The sequence below is a fragment of the Rhodococcus sp. IEGM 1370 genome (assembly GCF_033142325.1).
GTDB lineage: Bacteria > Actinomycetota > Actinomycetes > Mycobacteriales > Mycobacteriaceae > Rhodococcoides.
In genome coordinates, this window is sequence record NZ_JAWLRY010000002.1 from 98,258 (window position 1) to 117,888 (window position 19,631).

Here is a 19,631-nt window from a genome sequence, read left to right on the forward strand (position 1 = left end):
GTCGTATCTTATGAACGAATCACTGACTTTGCTGGTCAGCGTGATGATAGTTCACAATCGAAGTGTGGTGCAAACTGTCGTGCGACCCGAAACACGACCCACGCCACTGAATGGATCGAACATGGTCCGGGACACATTCGGGACGTCTTTTTCGTGCACCTATTGCCGAATGTGAATGCATTGGTGTGGCGAATTGACACCACTACCCCTGCTTCGTGGATGTAGTAGGTTCGGCGCGTGACTCGAATTGGATTTGCCGATCACTTATTCTTGCGAATGCATCACGGCATCGGATATCCCGTCTACAACCAGTTCTTGTGGTGGTTCGACGAAACCGTCCAGCGAGTGGACCTGGAAAAGCTACGCGACAACCTGTCCGGCGGTCTGCTCGCGCGCCGAGTGGTCTCGTCGACGGTGCCTACTGCCCGCGCTCGATGGGTGGCCTCGAACGTCTCCCATTCACTGGAGTTTCACCCACACTTCATCGAATCGACCGAAGTGTCGGCCTGGGCCGACGGTTGCATCGATGACGACATCGATCCCGAGACCGGTCTCGGTTGGCGACTGGCGGCAGCTCCTCTGACCGACGGAGGGACGGTGCTCTCGTTGGTCGCTTCGCACATGGTCGCCGACGGCGGCGCTCTGATCGCCGCGTTCGCGGCTGCGAACTCCCCGTCCGTGCACCCTCGGTCGGTTCCGACCGAGGACGGAATCGCGGCCATCGGCTCGGACCTGCGAGACGCCGTGGGGCAAGTGCGGTCCGTAGCCGGCTGGTTGGTGAACACCGCTGCGTCCGCGCTACCGATTCCCACCCGATCCGGTCCGGACGTCGTTGTCCCGCGCTCGCAGCCGACTCGCTCACAGCCGACGGCCGGTGCCGTGGATGCAGACTGGGTATCGCCTCATGCGGTGGCAGAGGTGGACGCAGGTACTTGGAAAGCGGCTGCCCAGCGATGGGGTGGCACGTCCAATTCACTGTTCATCGCCGTTCTCACGGCAGCCTCCGGGCAGGCCGGGCGAGCCTCGATCGGAGACTCGGTGCAGTGGTCTTTGCCGGTCAGCGATCGCACCGTCGACGACACTCGCTCCAATGCCACCAAGATCGTCAAGATCGAGGTCCCCGTCACCGACGCGGCCGACCGCGATCTGTCGACGATTCGGAAAATCAGCAAGGCGGCATTCACCGCTTTCGCCGCGAGGCAGGCTGCCGGTCTACCACCCGCAGGCATCTCGCAGGCCCTCGTGCAGATGCTGCCCGACGCCGTGGTCGCGCGTGTTCCGCAACCGCGTGACGGTGCGGAAGGCCTGGCGTCGAACCTGGGTGCTCTGCCCGAGGTCTTCACCACGGTGGCCGGTATCGAAGCTCGTGCCGTATCGGGCAGGGCGACCTTCGCGGGTGCCGACGCCGCATTCGCGCGATCGTTGGACGGTGGGCTGACGGCCTGGCTGTGCGAGACGGGCGCGAGCGTCACCGTGACCGTCCACGCTATGGACCCAGATCGATTCGTCGATGACCGGGCACTGCGTGACCATCTGGCGGAGGCGCTGGGTCGCTGGGAGTTGGCTGCGCGATTCTGGTGAGTGCGTCAGCGGTTCCGCGCTGCCGCCTCGGTGATGTCGGCAGCTGCGGCCACTGCAGTTGCAGTCGGGGCGACTGACTCGGCGAGTCGGCGTGCCGCCTGCCTGGCGCGTTCGGTGGTGATATCGGTAATGCCCTGCTGGAGAACGGATTCGGTCAAGGTCGAGAATTTCGTGCTGGTGCCGGCTCCGATCCTGCGCAGCGCGGCTCCCCAGAACGGCTGATCGGCGCTGAACCAGCAGACGAGTGTCGGCAGGCCGGCCCGCGCCGTCGCAGCCGTCGTGCCTGCGCCACCGTGGTGGACCGCAGCCACGCATCGCGGCAGGATGCTCGCGTGATCGACCGACTCGACGATCATGATGTTCGAATTCGATTGGACAGCAGCAGAATCGGCACCGATCAGGTCGCTCCAGCCGGCACAGACGAGAGCGCGAACGCCCAGCCTTCGGGTCACGTTCTCGATCATGCGCAACAGCGCCGCGGGATCGGGGACGGGCATGCTGCCGAAGCCGAAGTACACCGGCGGGGAGCCTGCCTGCAGCCATTCTTCCAACGCGGGATCGGAGTCGACGCGAGCGCTGCTCAGCCCCAGGAATCCGACGAACGGGCGGTGTGAGCCCCACTGTTCTGCGAGCCCGGGGAACAGCGCCGACTCGTACGCCTGAATCTCCACTCCGCCGTAGCGTTCGGACCGAACAGGCAGCGAATGACGCGTCGGTGCCAGACCCAGGGACTTCCTCTGCGCGTTCTCGCGGGCCTTCATGGATTTCCAGCGCATCGACTCCGCCAGCGCCCACATCGACCGGTTGACGTATCCCGGTAATGCGATGCCCGGGGTCACGGGCACGACATCGTTGCGCCGGAGCGGGCAATAGTGCAGTGCCACAAAAGCATTGCCTGTGTGCTCCGCCATGTTGAACGCCATCTCCTGCCCCAGCGAACCGGTGACGATCGCGTGGCAGCCCTGGGCCATCCGTTCGAGTTCGCCCGTCATCTGATCCCAGCCGTAATTGGCCAGTTCCGCGAGTGCCGCCATCTTGGTCCGCGGGTTACGCGACTTGATCCGCACCCTGATCAACTCCGACTCCAGCAGTCGCTGGGTGTCCGGCCCGAACGAGACCACGCCGATTCGTTCGGACTCAGCCGTTTTCGCGCGAGCGAAGTCCATGAGGTTCGGTGGTGCGCCGAACACCACGTCGTGTCCGCGATCCGCGAGTTCGACGCCGAGCGCAAGACCGGGCGTCACGTCACCGCGACTGCCGTTGAATGGCATCACGAACTTCATAGGGTCACTCGCAGTCGCGTCGGCGTGGAAAACGTCCTCAACCTATCAGTCCCGCCCGCCGCAGTTCGGATCGGAAAACATATGGCGGGAAACACATTTGCGGCCCACCTGCGTCCGCGCTCGCGCAGCGATAGTCTCGCGGGGTGGAAAGACTGACGTACGACGACGACCTGTTCCTCCGGATGGAGTGCGTTCTCGGGGTACCGGTGGTGAACCAGATCGTCTGGCGGTTCGACCGCGCCGTCGCTCCGGACGCGCTGCGATCGATGTGGCGAATGCTCGCCGAAGGCCCGATCGATCGATCCGTTCGACGGGCCCGGGTGCCCGGAGCCCGTGACAGCTGGACCGCAGCGCGTCGACCCGCCGATCCGGTGGTGATCGGGCCACCGATCGCCCGTGCGGCGGTCGACAGGTGGATCGAGGACGAGGCCGCCGTGGCGTTGGATCCGATCGGGGGACCGGCGTGGCGATTGTCGGCCACGTCGGTGGAAGAAGGCGGCACGGTCGTGTCGTTGGTCGGCTCTCACGTCGTCGGCGACGGCGGGGCACTCACCTCCGCAGCCGCGGCCGCGCTGGCCGGACATGCCGTCCCCGACGATTTTCTGCGCGTCGGCCTCGATGACGGTCCCCTGTCCGCGACGGCGATCTCCCGTGCCGATCTCTCCGATGGTCTCGGCCGTGTCGGTGCAGCGCTCTCGGGTGCGGCACGAGCGCTCGGCCGCACCGCGGTGGCGGCGGTACGGGCACGGTCCACGGCGTCCGCCGACGCGAGCGCAGGAACACCGGAGGGCACCGGTGCCGACCGTCCGCGTGCGATCGTCGCCCCTGCCGAGGGCGCGTGGACGCCGAGCACCGTCGTCGTCGATTGTCTGTCTGCGGAGTGGTCTGCCGCCGCGGCGAACAAAGGCGGCAGTTCCAACAGCCTCCTGGTCGCGGTGGTGCTCGGGATACTGACCGGCAGCGGCCGAGTCTCGACCGAGGACCGGGTACGCGTCGCCCTCCCGGTCAGTACCAGGACCACGGGTGATCGGCGTGCCAACGCGACGTCCGGCGTCTCGATCCACGTCGAGCCGGGAGGGGCGTACCTCGACGATCTCGGAGCAATTCGAGCGGCGAGCAAAAACGCCTTCAGAACCCAGGCCGATCGCACGGTCACCACGACGTTCGAGCTCCTCAAACCGCTGATGCAGTTGCTGCCCGACGCGATCGTGGCCAAACTCGCCGCGTCGGGCTCGGCCCCGCTGTGTCTGTGCTCGAATCTCGGTGCCAGAGGCGTCGCACTGCGGACCATCGGTGGTCTGGACGCCACCGCGGTGGCGATGAGGTCCATCACGCAGAACACCGACGTGGCCCTACTGCGCCGCACGGGCGGTGGCGTCAGCGCCTGGTGGAACGAATCGGGCGAACGCGCCACCCTGTGCGTCACCGGGCTCGATCCGGACAGCTTTCCCAGCAAGGAGCACCTGAGAGGGCTCGTCGAGGTGGAGTTCGATCGATGGGGCCTGACGCCCGAGTTCTGGTGACCTCGAGACAAGTCACAATGGCGGGCAAGGACGGATTTTCGACCGGATCGCCGGTGAGGCTATGCTTTCCGACTGTTCGAGTGTTCGAGCAGGTGTGAGAAAGGGGAGCGATCCATGGCAGTGGTCGTGTTGTTCGGGTCCGAGACCGGTACGGCCGAGGAGGTCGCCGACAAGATTGCGGACGTGCTCAGCGATCATGACGCCGAGGTACGCGACATGCTCGAGTACGAGGTGTCCGACATCGACACCGACGACTTCCACGTGGTCATCTGCTCCACCTACGGAGACGGAGAGCTCCCCACCGGTGCAGAACCCTTCTTCGATGCGCTCGTCGAGGATGCGCCGGACCTCGCGGGACTGCAGTTCGCGGTGTTCGGTCTGGGCGACCGGGTCTACGAGGACACCTTCAACCGCGGCGGCGAGATCATCGCCGAGAAGCTCACCGAGCTCGGCGGCAAGCAGGTCGGTACTCATGCTCGGCACGACAGCTCGTCGAACATCAAGCCGAAGACCATGGCCGAGGAGTGGGCTCGCGAATTGATCGATCTTCTGCCCTGACGGCAGGACTCGGCTCCGTCCGGCCCAGCGGTCGGCGGAGCCGGACGGTCAGGACGGGGCGCTGCCCCACAGTGCGGCCAGGGACGTACCCACACGAATGAGCAGTGTTCGCACCAGCGGTAGGCCGATGCCGATCACCGACGACGGATCGCCCTCGATGCGGTCGACGAACCAGCCGCCGAGCCCGTCCAACGTGAACGCCCCGGCCACCGACAACGGTTCACCCGAGTCGAGGTAGGCCTCGAGGTCCACCGAGGACGGCGTCGAGAAATGTACGACGGTCGAGCTGTGCGCTGCAGCCTGCGCCACGACCACTCCGTCGGTCACTCGGAGCACAGCGTGGCCGGTCAGCAAGTCGCCGCTGTTGCCCGCCATCGACTGCCATCTCGTGCGCGCCACCTCGACCGAATGTGGCTTACCGTGCAGCTCCCCGCCGATGGCCAACATCGAATCGCAGCCGACGATCACCAGATCGTCGCTCGAATCCGAGAACGTCTCGGCCACCGCGGCGGCCTTGGCTCGGGCAAGTTCCGTGACCACCGTTTCCGGCGACACCGACGGCCCGAGCGCCGCTGTCAACGCATCCTCGTCGACACCCGACACCCGGACGATCGGCTCCACCCCGGCACCGCGCAGCACAGACAGACGCGCAGGCGACGCCGACGCCAGGACCAGACGAACAGACCCCGGCACAGCGTCGGACGACCGCATCGTCACCGTGGGTAGCGGCCCGACGCGGCAAACGAATACGCCGACTGAGGTGCGAATCGGCGATGCAGCAACTCCGGAGAACCCCACAGCTCACGAGGACGAGAATCGCCCGTCGACTCGGATCCGCCCTGGGCAGCCGTCAGAACCGTCACCAGAGCGGCGATTTCCTCGTCGCTCGGATTGCCCTTCACCACCCGAACAGCCGCAGGGGACGGGGAAACCACCTCGCTCGGATTCGCTGCGTCGTTCGCTGCGTCATGATTCGCTTCGTTCATAGTGGGATGTTTCCGTGTTTCTTGGGTGGGAGGGTGACTTGTTTGCGTTCGAGTAGTCGTAGTGCGGTGACGATCTGGCCGCGGGTGTGGCTGGGGGGTATGACGGCGTCGAGGTAGCCGCGTTCGGCGGCGATGTAGGGGTTGACGAGGGTGTCTTCGTATTCCTGCTGCAACCTCAGGCGCAGGGCGTCGACGTCCTCCCCGTTCTTCGCTGCTTCGAGCAACTGTTTGCGGTAGACGAACCCGACGGCACCGGAGGCTCCCATGACGGCGATCTGCGCGGTCGGCCAGGCGAGGTTGACGTCGGCTCCCATGTGCTTGGACCCCATCACGTCGTACGCGCCGCCGTACGCTTTGCGGGTGATGACGGTGATCTTCCCGACGGTCGCTTCGCCGTAGGCGTAGAGCAGTTTCGCGCCGCGTCGGATGATGCCGTTGTATTCCTGCCCGGTGCCGGGCAGGAACCCGGGAACATCGACCAGGGTGATGATCGGGACGTTGAAGCAGTCGCAGGTCCGCACGAACCGGGCTGCTTTCTCGGAAGCATCGATGTCCAACGTTCCGGCGAACTGGGTGGGTTGGTTGGCCACGATCCCCACCGATCGGCCGTCGATGCGCCCGAACCCGACGATGATGTTGCGGGCCCGACCTTCTTGGACTTCGAGGAATTCGTCGTCGTCGAGGATCCGGGTGATGACCTCGTGCATGTCGTACGGGGTGTTCGGTGAGTCGGGGATCAGGGTGTCGAGTTCGAGATCCTCGGCGGTCAGATTGTCCTCGATCGACCCGGCGATCGGGTCCGAGGGTGCGGTGCGGGGGGCGTCGGCGCGATTGTTGCTCGGTAGATACGACAGGAGGTCGCGGACGTAATCCAACGCGTCCTGTTCGCCGGAGGCGACGTAGTGCGCGACCCCGGACTTTTCCATGTGGGTGTGCGCGCCACCGAGTTCTTCCATGGTGACGTTCTCGCCGGTGACGGTTTTGATGACGTCGGGTCCGGTGACGAACATCTGGCTCGTGCCGTCGACCATGACCACGAAGTCGGTCAGCGCCGGGGAGTAGACGTGCCCGCCGGCGGCGGGTCCCATGATCACCGAGATCTGTGGGATCACTCCGGAGGCGCGGACGTTGCGGTGGAAGATCTCGCCGTACAACCCGAGGGAGACGACACCTTCCTGGATGCGGGCTCCGGCACCTTCGTTGATCCCGACCAGGGGCCGTCCGGTTTTGACGGCCAGGTCCATGACCTTGACGATCTTCTCGCCGTAGATTTCGCCCAGGGAGCCGCCGAAGACGGTCGCGTCCTGGGAGAACACGCACACATCGCGGCCGTCGACGGTGCCGTAGCCGGTGACGACACCGTCACCGAAGGGCCGGTTGTCCCCGAGCCCGAAGTTCTGGGAGCGGTGCCGGGCCAGGGCGTCGAGTTCGACGAACGAGCCCTCGTCGAGCAACGCGGTGATCCGCTCACGGGCGGTGAGCTTGCCTTTGGCGTGGACCTTGTCCACCGCTGCCTCACCGGACGGAATCTCCGCAACCGCGAGACGTTTACGAAGATCGGCCAATTTACCCGCAGTGGTATGGATATCGGGGGCTTCGGCCGACCCGTGTGCAGTGGAATCCTGGACGCTGGTCATGGGGCACCACTTTAACTGCGAGTGTGATCTGCGCCCCGACCGAGGGTGGTTGCCGACAGGCCGTCGGCCTGTCGGCGAGCCCATATGCTGGTGCGCATGTGGACAAACCTCGATCGGCCACCACTGGACGTCCGCGCGCTTCGCCGGGCGCTGGTGGACGGCCCGCAGGCCTCGTGGTCCCGGCTGGACGTGGTGGCGGAGACCGGTTCGACCAATGCCGACCTGATCGCGGGGGTTGCCAACTACGCAGACCGGACGGCATTGATCGCCGAACACCAGGACAGCGGACGTGGCAGGCATGCAAGACCGTTCTCCGGCGCGCCTCGGTCGCAGATCCTCGTGTCGATGCTGCTGAAGTTCCCGGGAATCGATCCCGCCGTGCTCGGCTGGGTGTCGCTCATGACCGGAATCGCTCTCGTCGACGCGTTGCGCACCGTCGGTGAAGTGGATGCTCGGCTGAAATGGCCCAACGACGTCCTCATCGGAGGCAAGAAGGTCTCGGGCATCCTGGCCGAGGTCGCCGCGCACGGACCGTCGCCCACTGTCGTCATCGGGCTCGGGGTGAATGTGACGATGACCGTCGACGAGTTGCCGGTACCCACGGCGACGTCATTGGCGCTGGAGGGGGCCGCGGTTCTCGACCGCGACACGTTGGTTCGGGCGATTCTGCGGGGGATGGCCGCCGAGATCGACTCGTGGCGGGACTCGAACTGGAACACCGACGCCCTCGCCCACCGGTACCGGGACAGGTGCGGCACGATCGGGCAGCGTGTGCGAGTCGATCTGCCCGGTGGCGACGAGAAGGTCGGAACTGCGGTCGACGTCGACGAGCACGGCCGGATCGTGATCGAGGTCGAGCACCCCGGGTCCGATCACCCGTCGGTGCTGGCCGTGGCCGCCGGTGATGTCACTCATCTGCGACCTCTCGCGTGAGACCATATCGACTCGACGGAAGTCGTAGCGAGTAGTCAGGAGTGCACGTGGGTTATCCACAGGACGCGTTGGCAGACGAGGAAGAGCTCCTGCTTCATCATCACCCCCACTGGAAGATGCTCGTCCTGCCGTCGGTCACGTTCGTTCTCGTCACGGGCCTGGCAGGCGTCGGTCTGGGGGCCGCGAGTGCACGCCTCGACTCGACGGCAGCGAACGCCGCCATGATCGCCACAGCGGTGCTGTGGGCGGCGATCGTCGTGTGGCGGTGCCTGGTGCCGCTGATCAGCTGGAAGTGCACGCATTTCATCGTCACCGATCGACGAGTGTTGATCAGGCAAGGCGTGCTCACCCACTCCGGCATCGACATTCCGATGAGCCGAATCAGCAATGTGCAGTTTCGACACGGACTGATCGACCGGATGTTGCGGACCGGCACGCTGATCATCGCCTCGGCATCGGACGACCCACTCGAGTTCGACGACATTCCGCACGTACAACGCGTCCATTCGCTGCTCTACCAGCAAGTATTCGACTCGATGGAGTACCGTCGCGAACCCGTGCACGGCCGGGAAGCGGCGTTCGAGCCGACACCCGAGGATTCGGCCGGCGAGTCCAAGCCCGGTTGGCGAGCCGGTAAACGCAGGTAACACAGGCTGTTCTCACCTTCGAACCGTAGGGTGACCGATGTGACCGACGTGCTGCTTGCCGAAGACGACGAAGCCATTGCTGCACCCCTGTCCCGAGCTCTCGGGCGCGAGGGCTACACGGTGACCGTCGAACAGACCGGCCCTGCCACCCTTCAGCGTGCGCTGGACGGAAAATTCGACCTGTTGATACTCGACCTCGGCCTGCCGGGGATGGACGGCCTCGAAGTGTGTCGGCAGGTGCGTGCCAACCGATCCGAGGTTGCCGTACTCATGCTCACCGCACGCACCGACGAGGTCGACTTCGTGGTCGGCCTCGACGCCGGGGCCGACGACTACGTCGGTAAGCCCTTCCGCCTCGCCGAGCTCATGGCCCGCGTACGTGCGTTGCTCCGCCGCCGTGGTGCCGGGGAGGATTCCCCGATCGAGGTCGGCGCTATCCGTCTCGAACCCGCTGCCCGACGCGTCCTGGTCGGTGGCACCGAGATATCTCTCGCCAACAAGGAATACGAGCTGCTCAAGGTCCTGCTCGACCATGCGGGCCAGGTCGTCTCTCGCGAAGTGATCCTGCGTGAGGTCTGGGGCGATGCAGAGTTGCGCGGATCGAAGACTCTGGACATGCACATGTCCTGGCTGCGTCGCAAGATCGGCGACGAAGGGCCGGTGGCCGAGCGTCGCATCGCCACGGTGCGCGGCGTCGGCTTCCGCATCAACAGCGACTAGCGGTCGATGCGGCGTCGAATTCTGGTCTCGATTCTCGCCGTCGTCGTCATGACGGCGTTGCTGCTCGGTTTGCCCCTGATGTACACCGCGTGGTTGTGGGTGGAGGATTTCACCCGCAACGACCTGCAGGCACGCCTGGATCGAATGGCGGCGGAGATCATCTCGCAGGAAGGGTCTGCGGGGCTGATCGAGGGGCAACTCGACATCGGCTCGCTTCGGTTGGCGATCCCGCAGGGCGGCCGGCTCGTGGTCATCTATCCGACTCCGGAGGATGCAGCCTCGCGCGCGGACATCGGGCAGTCGTCCGTGCCTCGCCCGCTGGTGGAATCGCTGTCGATGGGTACCTCGGGTTCGCTTCGCCTGGAAGTGCCGTCCGACGACATGCGGTCCCTTCAGCGCCAAGCGCTGGGAGCGGTGACTCTCGTCGTGCTCGCATCTGCGATGGCAGGCACCGTCGTGGCCGTCGTGACGGCCAAGCGCTTGGCCGACCCGCTGCAGGATGTGGCGCGGCGAGCTGCTCGCCTGGCCGAGGGCGACTTCAGGCCGGATCCACGACGGCACGGCATCGCCGAACTCGATCGGGTCTCGGAGGTTCTGGACTCGGCCACCGTCGAGATCGCCGGACGGTTGCAGCGTGAACACACGTTGGTTGCCGATGTCTCGCATCAGCTTCGCAGTCGCCTGACCGCTGTCCGTCTACGCCTGGACGAAATTTCCACACACCCGGACCCGGCGGTGGTCGACGAGGCCAACGAGGCGATGGACCAGGTGGATCGGCTGACCCTTGCCATCGACGAGCTCGTTCGATCCTCTCGTAGTGACGGCGCGGCCGACGCGCACGAGGTCTCGGTCGTCGAGGAACTGACAGGAACCATCGTCGAATGGCAGCGAAACTTCGAGGACGTGGGTCGGACCCTGGCGATCAAGGGCGACGCGGATCTGAAGGCCTCGGTGACCGGATCGCGCTTGCGCGAAGCGGTCTCGGTGCTGATCGACAATTCCCTGGTGCACGGAGAGGGAGCGTGCACGGTGGCGGTTCGAGCCGTCTCGGCCGTGGAGAGCACCGAGGGACGCCGCGAAAGACTGGTCTGCGTCGAGGTCTCGGACGAGGGGCCAGGGGTGAACAACGAACTTGCTCCGCACATCTTCGACCGCGGATTCTCGGGAGCCGGTTCCACCGGTGTCGGGCTCGCACTGGCCCGGGCGCTGATCGAGGCGGACGGCGGACGTCTGGAACTGCAGCGACGCCGCCCGGCACTCTTCTCGGTGTTCCTGCCTGCGTGGCGGGAACCGTCGCCTGCCGTGCCTCGGCGCGAACCGCGCTGAGCATCTCAGCGTTGGTGCATCTCAGGGTTGGTCGAGTGCGTCCGCTGCGTCGGTCGGATCCTCGTTGCGTTCGGCGTCCACTTCCAGGATCGTGCGCGCGTTGTCCTCGGGGAAAGCGAAGCGGCGTAGTGCCCAGAACCGGAATGCCATCTGCAACAGGTTGCCGATGATGTAGTTGAGGACGAAGTCGATGATGACCACGGTCGTCAGGGATTCGCTGGTATCGCGGATGTCGAAGACGTTGTTCGCGATCCACAGCGGACCGGCTGCGATGAGCACACCGATACCGCTGATCGCGAAGAAGAGCAGTGCCTCGTGGTGCCGCTCGCGTCCGCCGCGGTGTTTGAAGGCCCACTCACGGTTGAGGAAGTAGCTGAGCAGGGTGGCGAGGACACCCGAGATGATCTTGGCGATCACCGGCTTCTGCTCGAGCACCGTCAGGCTGAGCGAATAGAAGATGACGAGGTCGAAGACCATCGTCGTGCCACCCACGATGGCGAACTTGATCAGCTCACTGTGCCGAATCGCGAGGTCCCGAAGGGGCGTGGGTAAGCGCTGGAGCACGCTTGCGATCGTCGGCACAACGGTGAAGTCTACGAAACACATTCCGGTTCCGCCGAACCGAGGCTCCGATCATCAGGGTTTCCACAGGTCCTCGCCGAGTCCGCCGTCTCGAGTGAGCCTGCCGGTTCGGACCGAATGCGTGCGACATGACACCATGGTGAGCCGTGACAGGTACCGAACCGCGCCCCACTGCTGCGCGCCCGTCGTCGACCGGAATGCCCGTGGTGACGATGATCGGCGGCGGTCAGCTCGCCCGCATGACTCACCAGTCCGCGATCGAACTCGGACAGACCCTTCGTGTTCTCGCCGCCGGTGCCGACGAGCCTGCAGCTCAGGTCAGCCCCGACGTCGTCTTCGGCCACCACGACGACCTCGATGCGCTGCGCACTGCCGCGACCGGTTCCAATGCGCTCACCTTCGACCACGAGCACGTGCCCACCGCGCACCTGGAGACTCTCGTGGCAGAAGGGGTCAACGTACAACCGCCGCCGAGCGCGTTGATCTTCGCCCAGGACAAATTGCGCATGCGTCGCAAGCTCGCCGAACTGGGCGCGCCCGGTCCCGCCTACGCGGAGGTCTCGTGGGCGCAGGACGCGATCGCGTTCGGCGACGAGCACGGCTGGCCGGTGGTGCTCAAGGCAGTGCGCGGCGGCTACGACGGGCGTGGAGTGTGGATGCCCGCCGACGCCGAGGAAGCCGAGGAGATCGTCACCGCACAACTCGACCTGGGTGTACCGCTCATGGTGGAGGAGAAGGTGGCCATGCGCCGTGAGCTGTCGGCGATGGTGGCACGATCACCGTTCGGCCAGGGAGCCGCGTGGCCCGTGGTGCAGACAGTGCAGCGCAACGGCCAGTGCGCGGTGGTGCTGGCACCGGCTCCCGACCTCGACGAGGACGTGGCCACGTTCGCAGGCAGGCTTGCCCTCGACATCGCAGGTGCGCTGGGCGTGGTCGGAGACCTCGCGGTCGAACTGTTCGAGACCACCTCCGGCAAGCTCCTGGTCAACGAACTGGCCATGCGACCCCACAACTCCGGTCACTGGACCATGGACGGGTGCCGTACCTCGCAGTTCGAGCAGCACCTACGTGCAGTACTGGACTACCCGCTCGGTGACACCGATCCACTCGCTCCGCTGACGGTCATGACCAACATTCTGGGCGCGCCGCAGGCCCCCGAGATGACGATGGACGAGCGGCTGCATCACCTGTTCGCCCGCATGCCCGACGCGAAGGTGCATCTGTACGGCAAGGGCGAGCGCAAGGATCGCAAGATCGGACACGTGAACATCCTGGGCGCGCAGTCGGGTTCGCTCGCCGACCCCGCCTACGTGGCCTCGGTGCGCGAGCGAGCCGAGCGCGCAGCGCACTGGATGTCGCACGCCGAATGGACCGACGGATGGGACCCGCACGATGACTGACAACACGATCGACTCAGGCCCTGCAGTCGGCCTGATCATGGGCAGCGACTCCGACTGGCCGACGATGGAAGCCGCGGCAGAAGCGCTCGCGGAGTTCGGAATTCGCTTCGAGGTAGGCGTCGTATCCGCGCACCGCACCCCGCAGCGCATGCTCGACTACGCCCGCGAGGCCGCAGGCCGCGGGATCCGCGTCATCATCGCCGGGGCCGGGGGAGCGGCCCACCTGCCCGGCATGGTCGCGTCGGCGACGCCGTTGCCGGTCATCGGAGTGCCGGTGCCGCTGAAGTACCTCGACGGTATGGACTCTCTGCTCTCGATCGTTCAGATGCCCGCCGGAGTCCCTGTGGCCACGGTCTCAATCGGTGGTGCACGCAACGCAGGGTTGCTCGCGGTCCGGATTCTCGGTGCGTCCGATCCGGCTCTGCAAGAACGGATGTCCGCGTTCCAGGCCTCACTCGAGGCCATGGTGCTCGAGAAGGACAAAGCTCTGCGCACCGCTCTGCTCGGGTGAGCGCAGCCGTGTCACGGAGCGAGCAGATCAGGCGCGCCGGTCGCGGTAGTCGGCAGTCCATGCTGGTGACGCGGCTGGCGCTGTTCTATGCCCGACTCTGGCGCGGTACGGCGCGTTTCGACGACGAATTCTCCCTGTTCGTGTGCACCGGTCTGCGTGGCGGATTCGGCCGCGGCGGAACGACATTCGGCGGTGCCTACCTGACGAAGGGCAACACCGCCCGTCGGGTACTGCGACACGAGGCCGTACATGCAGACCAATGGGCGAACTTCGGGCTCACCTTCCCGTTTCGCTACCTCGCCGAAGAAGCGCGACATAGGGGCCCGGCGAACAAGTACGAGATCGAGGCCGGACTCGCCGACGGCGGCTACCGTCAGCCCGGCTGACCAAAAGTGCCGGTGACCTTCTCGGTCTCGGCGCGCCGCTGCGACTTACCCTCGTCCGGATGTGCCACCTGAACCAGTGACGCCCCCACGACGAGTACCGAGAGCAGACCGTCGATCAGCTCGTCGGCTGTGGTCCAGGACGCGCTGGACATGACCCGGTCCGAGGCCGTCCAGGACCGTGTGTCGGCTCGCTCACGAGCGGCGGCGAGAACCTCGTCCACCGAACGCCCGTCCAGCGCCGCGGCTGCGATCTCGGAACCCGCGCTCCCGGAACCCGCGACCCTGAACTGATCGCCGTGCACCCGCACCGACGTCGCGTAATCGGTCATCCCGATCGGCAGATCGGGGACCGCCTTGCCGAAGGCGTCGAGCGAGAACGCCAGCACTTCTTCTGTGTCGGGAGCCTCGTCGAGCCGATCACCCGACACCATCGCGACGTCCGCGGAGTCGTCGGCCCCGAGGATCACCTCGCCGCCTGCCCACCAGATTCCCAGCAGCGCCGCGGCCGTCTGCCAGTGCGCCGGCAACAGCACACTCACCCTGCCACCCACCTCGAAGCCGAACTCGTCGCGCAACAGATTGGCGGTCTTGGCCGCCCAGTTCGCGAGGGTCACCGCCGACACCTCGACCCGCTCACCGGTCGCATCGTCGTAGAACGTGATGCGCGGACCGGCCGGATCGGCGGCGAGAATCGGGTCGAGCAGGGTCTGAGTCAGATTCGAAGCCACCCCACGACCCTAGATGACGCTCGACGACTCCGATTCACACAGTGAGCGAACGCCGATCAGTTGACGCACATCGGGCCGACGGAACCGGCGTCGATCGGAGCAGCCGGTGCCTCGGGAACCGCCGTACCCGACTCGGGAGCAACGGTTTCCGCCGTCGCAGCCTGACCCGAGCCCGGCCCCGCGTAGTCGTTCGCGAGGACCACCCGAACGGTATCTGCCGACAGCGAGTCGTCCGCGGTGATCTGCAGTCCGCCGAGCGCTGCCGAGACGGCGCGTGCGGCATCACTGTCCACATCGGCAGCCTGGATGCGGCTCGCCGAGATCGACGCGCCCTCGTAATTTCCGATGGTGCCGTCGACGTACCCCAACGCTGTCAACGAACCGGCGACACCGTTGGCGAGCCCGTCGATACCGCTGTCGTTCGCGACATCGACGGTCACCGTCGACGGATCGACAGCCGGTGCGTCCGAATCCTCGGCGTTGGCCTCCGCCGAATTACCGTCGGCGAGCAGGCCTGCGACGTACTTCTTCACCGCAGCGGGATCGACCTGCACGATCGATTCGCCGTAGTCGGTGGTCGCATTGATGTCCACTGCGGGGATTGTCTCGAACTTGACCTTGCCGCCGGCGAGATCCTGCAGGCGCGTGGCGAACTGCAGAATGTCCCAGTCGGAATCGAGAGTCACCGATCGCTGCACCGCGGTGCTGAGTTGGCCCAGTTTGCCAGGGTTGCTCAGCGTCTTGGCGCTGAGCACACTCCGCACGAGCGAGGCCATGAACACCTGCTGGCGCACGATGCGGTCCAGATCTCCGCGCGGAAGATCGTGCCGCTGTCGGACGAAACTCAGAGCCTGCGAACCGGAGAGATTCTGCTCGCCCGCGGGGAAGTTCGCACCCGACAGTGGTTCTTGCACAGGGTTGTTCAGGCACACCTCGACACCGCCGACGGCGTCGGTCAGCAGCACGAAGCCGAGCAAGCCCACCTCGGCATAGTGATCGACGGTGATGCCGGTGAGGTTGGCGACGGAATCGATGAGGGCCTCTCGGCCGGCCTCGGTGGCCTGGGATTCGGCATCGGCGTCCGTCACCCCTTGCTCGACCAATTCGAGTCGCTTGTTCTCCTTGGTCGCGCCGTACGCGGCGTTGATCTTGGACATGCCGATGCCGGGTACCTCGACGTACGAGTCCCGCGGGATGGAAATCGCGGTGGCCGACGAACCGTCGTTCGGAACGCGGATCAGCACGATCGTGTCGGTGTTGGACGCCACCTCTTCGCCGGCGTTGAGGGACGCGAGTTCTGCGGGGGACAACGCATTGCCGTGAGCATCGGTACGACTGTCCGTGCCGACCATCAGAATGTCGACGGCACCGTCGGCGGCTCCGCCGAGACCGAGACCACCCGCGGTGGCGATATTGGAGCGCAGGCTGTCGACACTGCGCCACGCGAAACCGGTCACCAGCAGGACCAGGATCGAGAGCACTGCGACCGCGACGTGGGTTGCAGGCCATCGGGTACTGCCGACGCGAGGGCCCCTGCCGCCGGATCCGGGTCGCTCGACGCCACCGCGAGGGCTTCGCCGATCGGGACGACGCGATCTGGTCGCGCGTTCGCCGGGAGCACCATGTCTGCGTTCTCCGGTGCGGCGTTCTCCGCGGTGTTCGTCGTCGACGTATCGGTGGGCGGCGCCCTCGCGCTCGCTGGAGCGTCCCGAGGTGCGCGCTCGGGGATCGTCGGATCGCCGGGGAGCGCTCCGCCTCGGCGGGGGAGTGCGCTCACCTCCGGGCGTGCCTGGATCTCGTGGCACCGTGACGACCCTCTCTCGTTTCCGGCCGGCCTGAAACCTGCCTACTTCGTTGTTCTCCCCCCGCCGTTCGAAGGTTACTTGTCACCGGTCGCTGCCTCGCCGAAGCGAACGCGGCGTGCCACACTTGGCAACCGTGAATGCGATCGTGGTGACCGGTGCACACGGCCAGTTGGGCCGCCGAGTGATGTCTCTGGCCGCCGAACGAGGTGACGGAGTCGAGGTGTTCGGATTTTCGTCCGCCGACCTGGACATCACCGACCCCGACGCCGTGAACGCCGCGGTGAGCGCGGGGGCGACGGTGATCAACTGCGCTGCCTACACCGCCGTCGATGCCGCCGAGACCGACGAGGACCGGGCGTCGGCGGTCAACGCGGACGGCCCTCGAAATCTCGCGCGCGCCTGCGGGCGTGTCGGAGCCCGGTTGATCCACGTCTCCACCGATTATGTGTTCGACGGCACAGCAACCGAACCGTACGAGGTCGATGCGAAGACCGCACCGCAGTCGGCGTACGGACGCACCAAGCTCGCCGGCGAGCTCGCGGTGCACGAGGAGCTGCCCGAGGCCGTGGTCGTGCGGACCGCCTGGGTGTACGACAACACGGGCAAGAATTTCGTGACCACGATGCGCCGACTCGAAGGCGAGCGCGAAACGATCTCCGTGGTGAACGATCAGATCGGTTCGCCCACGTTCGCCCTGGATCTGGCGTCGGGGCTGCTCGAGATCGAAGCCGACCCTGCTGTGCGCGGACGAACGCTGCACTTCACCAATGCGGGGCAGGCCAGCTGGTTCGACCTCGCACGCGCGGTGTTCGCGGGGATCGGTGCCGATCCCGAGCGAGTCGAGCCGTGTTCGAGCGCCGAATACGTGGTTCCGGCCCCTCGGCCCGCGTACTCGGTGCTCTCACCGACCGCGTGGGTCGATGCCGGCCTGACCCCGGCGCGGCCGTGGTCGGATGCGTTGACAGCAGCCTTGACGCAGTCGACATGAGGGTTCGACGCGAGATCGGGCTAGTCTTGCCCGCGTGAGTTCCGAGCTGGCCGTGGTGACGGTGACCTATTCACCCGGCGAATACCTTGACCAGTTCCTGACGTCTCTACGTGAGGCGACGACGCGGCCCCTTCGGGTGATCATGGCGGACAACGGCTCGGTCGACGGCGCGCCCGAGGCAGCCGAGGTCGCGTTCGAGGAGGCCGAGTTGCTGCGAACCGGCGCGAACATCGGCTACGGCGCAGCGGTCAATCGCGCGGTGGCCGAGATCGACCCCGACGTCGAGTTCGTCGTCGTGGCCAATCCGGACGTGCGGTGGCATCCCGGATCGCTCGACGGTCTGCTCGACGCAGCGGCGCGGTGGCCACGGGCGGGTGCCCTCGGACCGCTCATTCGCGAGCCGGACGGCTCGCGGTACCCGTCGGCACGGTCGGTACCCGATCTCACGTCCGGTGCGGGCCACGCGGTGCTCGGCAAGCTCTGGCCGACGAACCCGTGGACTCGGCGGTATCGCCAGGAGAACGAGACCGTCAGCGAGAGGCCGGTGGGGTGGTTGTCGGGATCCTGTCTGCTGCTGCGGCGTTCGGCGTTCGATTCCATCGGCGGATTCGACTCGCGCTACTTCATGTACATGGAGGACGTGGATCTCGGCGACCGGCTGGGCAGAGCGGGCTGGCACAACGTCTACGTTCCCGACGTCGAGGTGACCCACTCGAAAGGCCATGCGGCAGGACGGCATCCGGAAGTGATGTTGCCCGCACATCACACCAGTGCGTACCGCTTCCAGGCCGATCGACACGACCGAACGTGGCAGGCTCCCTTACGATGGGCCCTGCGTGGCGGTCTCGGTCTTCGTTCGAAGATCGTTGTGGCCTCGGCGCTTCGGGCGCGAGCAGTTGACGGACGAGAATCGGACGAGAGAACAGAGGCTGGACATGCCGGATAGTCCCACATCGGTCGCCGCACGTACCGACGCAGTCATCCTGGTCGGCGGCAAGGGAACTCGGCTCCGGCCGCTGACACTCTCGGCACCCAAGCCGATGCTCCCCACCGCAGGGCTGCCGTTCCTCACGCACCTGCTGGCGCGCATCAAGGCCGCGGGTATCGAGCACGTCGTCCTCGGAACGTCGTTCAAAGCCGAAGTGTTCGAGCAGCATTTCGGGGACGGATCCTCGATGGGCATCGACCTCGAGTACGTCTTCGAGACCGAACCGCTCGGAACCGGTGGCGGCATCAGGAACGTACTTCCGCGCCTGCGCGCGGACAACGTCATGGTCTTCAACGGCGACGTCCTGGGCGGCACCGATCTGACCGCGGTCCTCGACACGCACCGGAACACCGATGCCGATGTCACGTTGCACCTGGTTCGTGTCGGCGACCCGCGCGCGTTCGGCTGCGTGCCGACCGACGAATCCGGCCGAGTGACAGCGTTTCTCGAAAAGACGCAGGATCCGCCGACCGATCAGATCAACGCCGGTTGCTACGTGTTCAAGCGCGAGATCATCGAATCCATTCCGGCCGGCCGTCCGGTGTCGGTGGAGCGAGAAGTGTTCCCGGCCTTGCTCGCCGAGGGCAAGAAGGTCTACGGACACGTCGACAGTGCGTACTGGCGCGACATGGGAACACCCGAGGACTTCGTCAAGGGCTCGGCCGATCTGGTTCGCGGCATCGCGCCGTCGCCTGCGCTGCACGGAGACCGCGGCGAATCGCTTGTACATCCGAGTGCGGGAGTGGCACCGGGCGCACTGCTGATCGGTGGAACGGTCGTCGGACGCGGTGCGGAGATCGGGGCGGGTGCCCGCCTGGACGGAGCCGTCGTGTTCGACGGTGCCGTCGTCGAAGCGGGTGCCGTCGTCGAGCGATCCATTCTCGGCTTCGGTGCTCGTATCGGACCCCGCGCGCTGGTGCGCGACGCGGTCATCGGCGACGGTGCCGACATCGGGGCCCGCTGCGAGTTGCTCCGGGGCGCACGCGTGTGGCCAGGGGTCAAGTTGCCCGACGGTGGAGTCCGCTTCTCCACCGACGTCTGACCCAGGC

At 66.1% G+C, this 19,631-nt stretch carries 21 protein-coding genes; 13 read left to right on the forward strand and 8 right to left on the reverse strand.

The window, feature by feature from the left end; all coding sequences use genetic code 11:
• The first annotated feature begins 276 nt into the window (after positions 1-276).
• Complete coding sequence (locus tag R4P47_RS03645) at positions 277-1,581, forward strand: hypothetical protein (protein ID WP_149405430.1); 1,305 nt, start codon at positions 277-279, stop codon at positions 1,579-1,581.
• Positions 1,582-1,586: 5 nt separating this feature from the next.
• On the opposite strand, the gene R4P47_RS03650 is transcribed toward R4P47_RS03645, so the two are convergent.
• Positions 1,587-2,852, reverse strand: coding sequence for a glycosyltransferase (locus R4P47_RS03650; RefSeq protein WP_188078566.1), 1,266 nt, complete (start codon positions 2,850-2,852; stop codon positions 1,587-1,589).
• Between the two features lie 155 nt (positions 2,853-3,007).
• Between R4P47_RS03650 and R4P47_RS03655 the strand changes: the two genes are divergently transcribed.
• Both R4P47_RS03655 and R4P47_RS03660 read left to right on the forward strand, forming a co-directional pair.
• Positions 3,008-4,387: a hypothetical protein gene (locus R4P47_RS03655; RefSeq protein ID WP_149405432.1), complete on the forward strand. Its 1,380-nt coding sequence runs from the start codon at positions 3,008-3,010 to the stop codon at positions 4,385-4,387.
• A 114-nt stretch (positions 4,388-4,501) separates the two neighbouring features.
• Entirely contained in the window at positions 4,502-4,945 is a 444-nt protein-coding gene (locus tag R4P47_RS03660; RefSeq protein WP_068051234.1) for a flavodoxin domain-containing protein, read from the forward strand.
• A 48-nt stretch (positions 4,946-4,993) separates the two neighbouring features.
• Here the strand turns inward: R4P47_RS03660 and R4P47_RS03665 are convergent, their stop codons facing one another.
• The 3 genes from R4P47_RS03665 to R4P47_RS03675 are packed head-to-tail and all read right to left on the reverse strand — an operon-like array spanning position 4,994 to position 7,568.
• The gene (locus R4P47_RS03665; protein WP_149405433.1) at positions 4,994-5,656 is read right to left on the reverse strand and encodes a Maf family protein; all 663 of its coding nucleotides are present in this window, start codon (positions 5,654-5,656) and stop codon (positions 4,994-4,996) included.
• 2 nt (positions 5,657-5,658) lie between these two features.
• Complete coding sequence (locus tag R4P47_RS03670) at positions 5,659-5,931, reverse strand: acyl-CoA carboxylase subunit epsilon (protein WP_149405434.1); 273 nt, start codon at positions 5,929-5,931, stop codon at positions 5,659-5,661.
• Positions 5,928-7,568 carry an acyl-CoA carboxylase subunit beta gene (locus R4P47_RS03675; protein ID WP_149405435.1) on the reverse strand — a complete coding sequence of 547 codons (1,641 nt, stop codon included), beginning with the start codon at positions 7,566-7,568 and terminating at the stop codon, positions 5,928-5,930. Before R4P47_RS03675 ends, R4P47_RS03670 begins: the two co-directional genes overlap by 4 nt.
• A 96-nt stretch (positions 7,569-7,664) precedes the next feature.
• Between R4P47_RS03675 and R4P47_RS03680 the strand changes: the two genes are divergently transcribed.
• Genes R4P47_RS03680 through R4P47_RS03695 form a run of 4 tightly spaced genes read left to right on the forward strand, consistent with a single transcriptional unit; the run spans position 7,665 to position 11,194 of the window.
• A complete protein-coding gene (locus tag R4P47_RS03680) occupies positions 7,665-8,501 on the forward strand; it encodes a biotin--[acetyl-CoA-carboxylase] ligase (RefSeq protein ID WP_149405436.1) in 837 nt (278 codons plus the stop codon).
• A gap of 47 nt (positions 8,502-8,548) precedes the next feature.
• On the forward strand, positions 8,549-9,148 hold the full coding sequence (locus tag R4P47_RS03685) for a PH domain-containing protein (RefSeq protein WP_094688946.1): 600 nt from the start codon (positions 8,549-8,551) through the stop codon (positions 9,146-9,148).
• Positions 9,149-9,187: 39 nt separating this feature from the next.
• Positions 9,188-9,868 carry a response regulator transcription factor gene (locus tag R4P47_RS03690; protein ID WP_037190266.1) on the forward strand — a complete coding sequence of 227 codons (681 nt, stop codon included), beginning with the start codon at positions 9,188-9,190 and terminating at the stop codon, positions 9,866-9,868.
• Between the two features lie 6 nt (positions 9,869-9,874).
• Positions 9,875-11,194: a sensor histidine kinase gene (locus R4P47_RS03695; protein WP_094642328.1), complete on the forward strand. Its 1,320-nt coding sequence runs from the start codon at positions 9,875-9,877 to the stop codon at positions 11,192-11,194.
• Between the two features lie 21 nt (positions 11,195-11,215).
• Here the strand turns inward: R4P47_RS03695 and R4P47_RS03700 are convergent, their stop codons facing one another.
• Positions 11,216-11,776, reverse strand: coding sequence for a GtrA family protein (locus tag R4P47_RS03700; RefSeq protein ID WP_179272203.1), 561 nt, complete (start codon positions 11,774-11,776; stop codon positions 11,216-11,218).
• A 197-nt stretch (positions 11,777-11,973) separates the two neighbouring features.
• On the opposite strand from R4P47_RS03700, the gene R4P47_RS03705 reads away from it, so the two are divergent.
• From R4P47_RS03705 to R4P47_RS03715, 3 genes are read left to right on the forward strand one after another with little or no spacing between them, the layout of a single operon-like run.
• On the forward strand, positions 11,974-13,176 hold the full coding sequence (locus R4P47_RS03705; protein ID WP_410482227.1) for a 5-(carboxyamino)imidazole ribonucleotide synthase: 1,203 nt from the start codon (positions 11,974-11,976) through the stop codon (positions 13,174-13,176).
• A complete protein-coding gene (purE, locus tag R4P47_RS03710; RefSeq protein ID WP_149405438.1) occupies positions 13,169-13,687 on the forward strand; it encodes a 5-(carboxyamino)imidazole ribonucleotide mutase in 519 nt (172 codons plus the stop codon). The genes R4P47_RS03705 and purE overlap by 8 nt, the downstream gene beginning before the upstream one ends.
• Positions 13,684-14,073, forward strand: coding sequence for a hypothetical protein (locus R4P47_RS03715; protein ID WP_255183293.1), 390 nt, complete (start codon positions 13,684-13,686; stop codon positions 14,071-14,073). The genes purE and R4P47_RS03715 overlap by 4 nt, the downstream gene beginning before the upstream one ends.
• Here the strand turns inward: R4P47_RS03715 and R4P47_RS03720 are convergent.
• The 3 genes from R4P47_RS03720 to R4P47_RS03730 are packed head-to-tail and all read right to left on the reverse strand — an operon-like array spanning position 14,061 to position 16,578.
• On the reverse strand, positions 14,061-14,801 hold the full coding sequence (locus R4P47_RS03720) for a TIGR03089 family protein (RefSeq protein WP_149405439.1): 741 nt from the start codon (positions 14,799-14,801) through the stop codon (positions 14,061-14,063). The two genes, R4P47_RS03715 and R4P47_RS03720, sit on opposite strands and share 13 nt — an antisense overlap.
• Positions 14,802-14,857: 56 nt before the next feature.
• On the reverse strand, positions 14,858-16,282 hold the full coding sequence (locus R4P47_RS03725) for an LCP family protein (protein WP_149405440.1): 1,425 nt from the start codon (positions 16,280-16,282) through the stop codon (positions 14,858-14,860).
• The gene (locus R4P47_RS03730) at positions 16,255-16,578 is read right to left on the reverse strand and encodes a hypothetical protein (RefSeq protein ID WP_149405441.1); all 324 of its coding nucleotides are present in this window, start codon (positions 16,576-16,578) and stop codon (positions 16,255-16,257) included. Before R4P47_RS03730 ends, R4P47_RS03725 begins: the two co-directional genes overlap by 28 nt.
• Positions 16,579-16,739: 161 nt before the next feature.
• Here R4P47_RS03730 and rfbD point away from each other — a divergent pair, with 161 nt between their 5' ends.
• The 3 genes from rfbD to R4P47_RS03745 are packed head-to-tail and all read left to right on the forward strand — an operon-like array spanning position 16,740 to position 19,624.
• Positions 16,740-17,594 (forward strand): dTDP-4-dehydrorhamnose reductase, encoded by an 855-nt coding sequence (gene rfbD, locus R4P47_RS03735; RefSeq protein WP_149405442.1) that lies wholly within the window; start codon positions 16,740-16,742, stop codon positions 17,592-17,594.
• 34 nt (positions 17,595-17,628) lie between these two features.
• Positions 17,629-18,540, forward strand: coding sequence for a glycosyltransferase family 2 protein (locus tag R4P47_RS03740; RefSeq protein ID WP_149405443.1), 912 nt, complete (start codon positions 17,629-17,631; stop codon positions 18,538-18,540).
• Entirely contained in the window at positions 18,530-19,624 is a 1,095-nt protein-coding gene (locus R4P47_RS03745) for a sugar phosphate nucleotidyltransferase (protein ID WP_068045714.1), read from the forward strand. The genes R4P47_RS03740 and R4P47_RS03745 overlap by 11 nt, the downstream gene beginning before the upstream one ends.
• Positions 19,625-19,631 lie beyond the last annotated feature (7 nt).

Coding starts and splice junctions, on each gene's coding strand:
- R4P47_RS03705 (WP_410482227.1), top strand. CDS start 11,974: ATGCCCGTGGTGACGATGATCGGCGGCGGTCAGCTCGCCCGCATGACT.
- R4P47_RS03660 (WP_068051234.1), top strand. CDS start 4,502: ATGGCAGTGGTCGTGTTGTTCGGGTCCGAGACCGGTACGGCCGAGGAG.
- R4P47_RS03745 (WP_068045714.1), top strand. CDS start 18,530: ATGCCGGATAGTCCCACATCGGTCGCCGCACGTACCGACGCAGTCATC.
- R4P47_RS03645 (WP_149405430.1), top strand. CDS start 277: ATGCATCACGGCATCGGATATCCCGTCTACAACCAGTTCTTGTGGTGG.
- R4P47_RS03675 (WP_149405435.1), bottom strand. CDS start 7,568: ATGACCAGCGTCCAGGATTCCACTGCACACGGGTCGGCCGAAGCCCCC.
- R4P47_RS03670 (WP_149405434.1), bottom strand. CDS start 5,931: ATGAACGAAGCGAATCATGACGCAGCGAACGACGCAGCGAATCCGAGC.
- purE (WP_149405438.1), top strand. CDS start 13,169: ATGACTGACAACACGATCGACTCAGGCCCTGCAGTCGGCCTGATCATG.
- R4P47_RS03695 (WP_094642328.1), top strand. CDS start 9,875: ATGCGGCGTCGAATTCTGGTCTCGATTCTCGCCGTCGTCGTCATGACG.
- R4P47_RS03665 (WP_149405433.1), bottom strand. CDS start 5,656: ATGCGGTCGTCCGACGCTGTGCCGGGGTCTGTTCGTCTGGTCCTGGCG.
- R4P47_RS03650 (WP_188078566.1), bottom strand. CDS start 2,852: ATGCCATTCAACGGCAGTCGCGGTGACGTGACGCCCGGTCTTGCGCTC.
- R4P47_RS03680 (WP_149405436.1), top strand. CDS start 7,665: ATGTGGACAAACCTCGATCGGCCACCACTGGACGTCCGCGCGCTTCGC.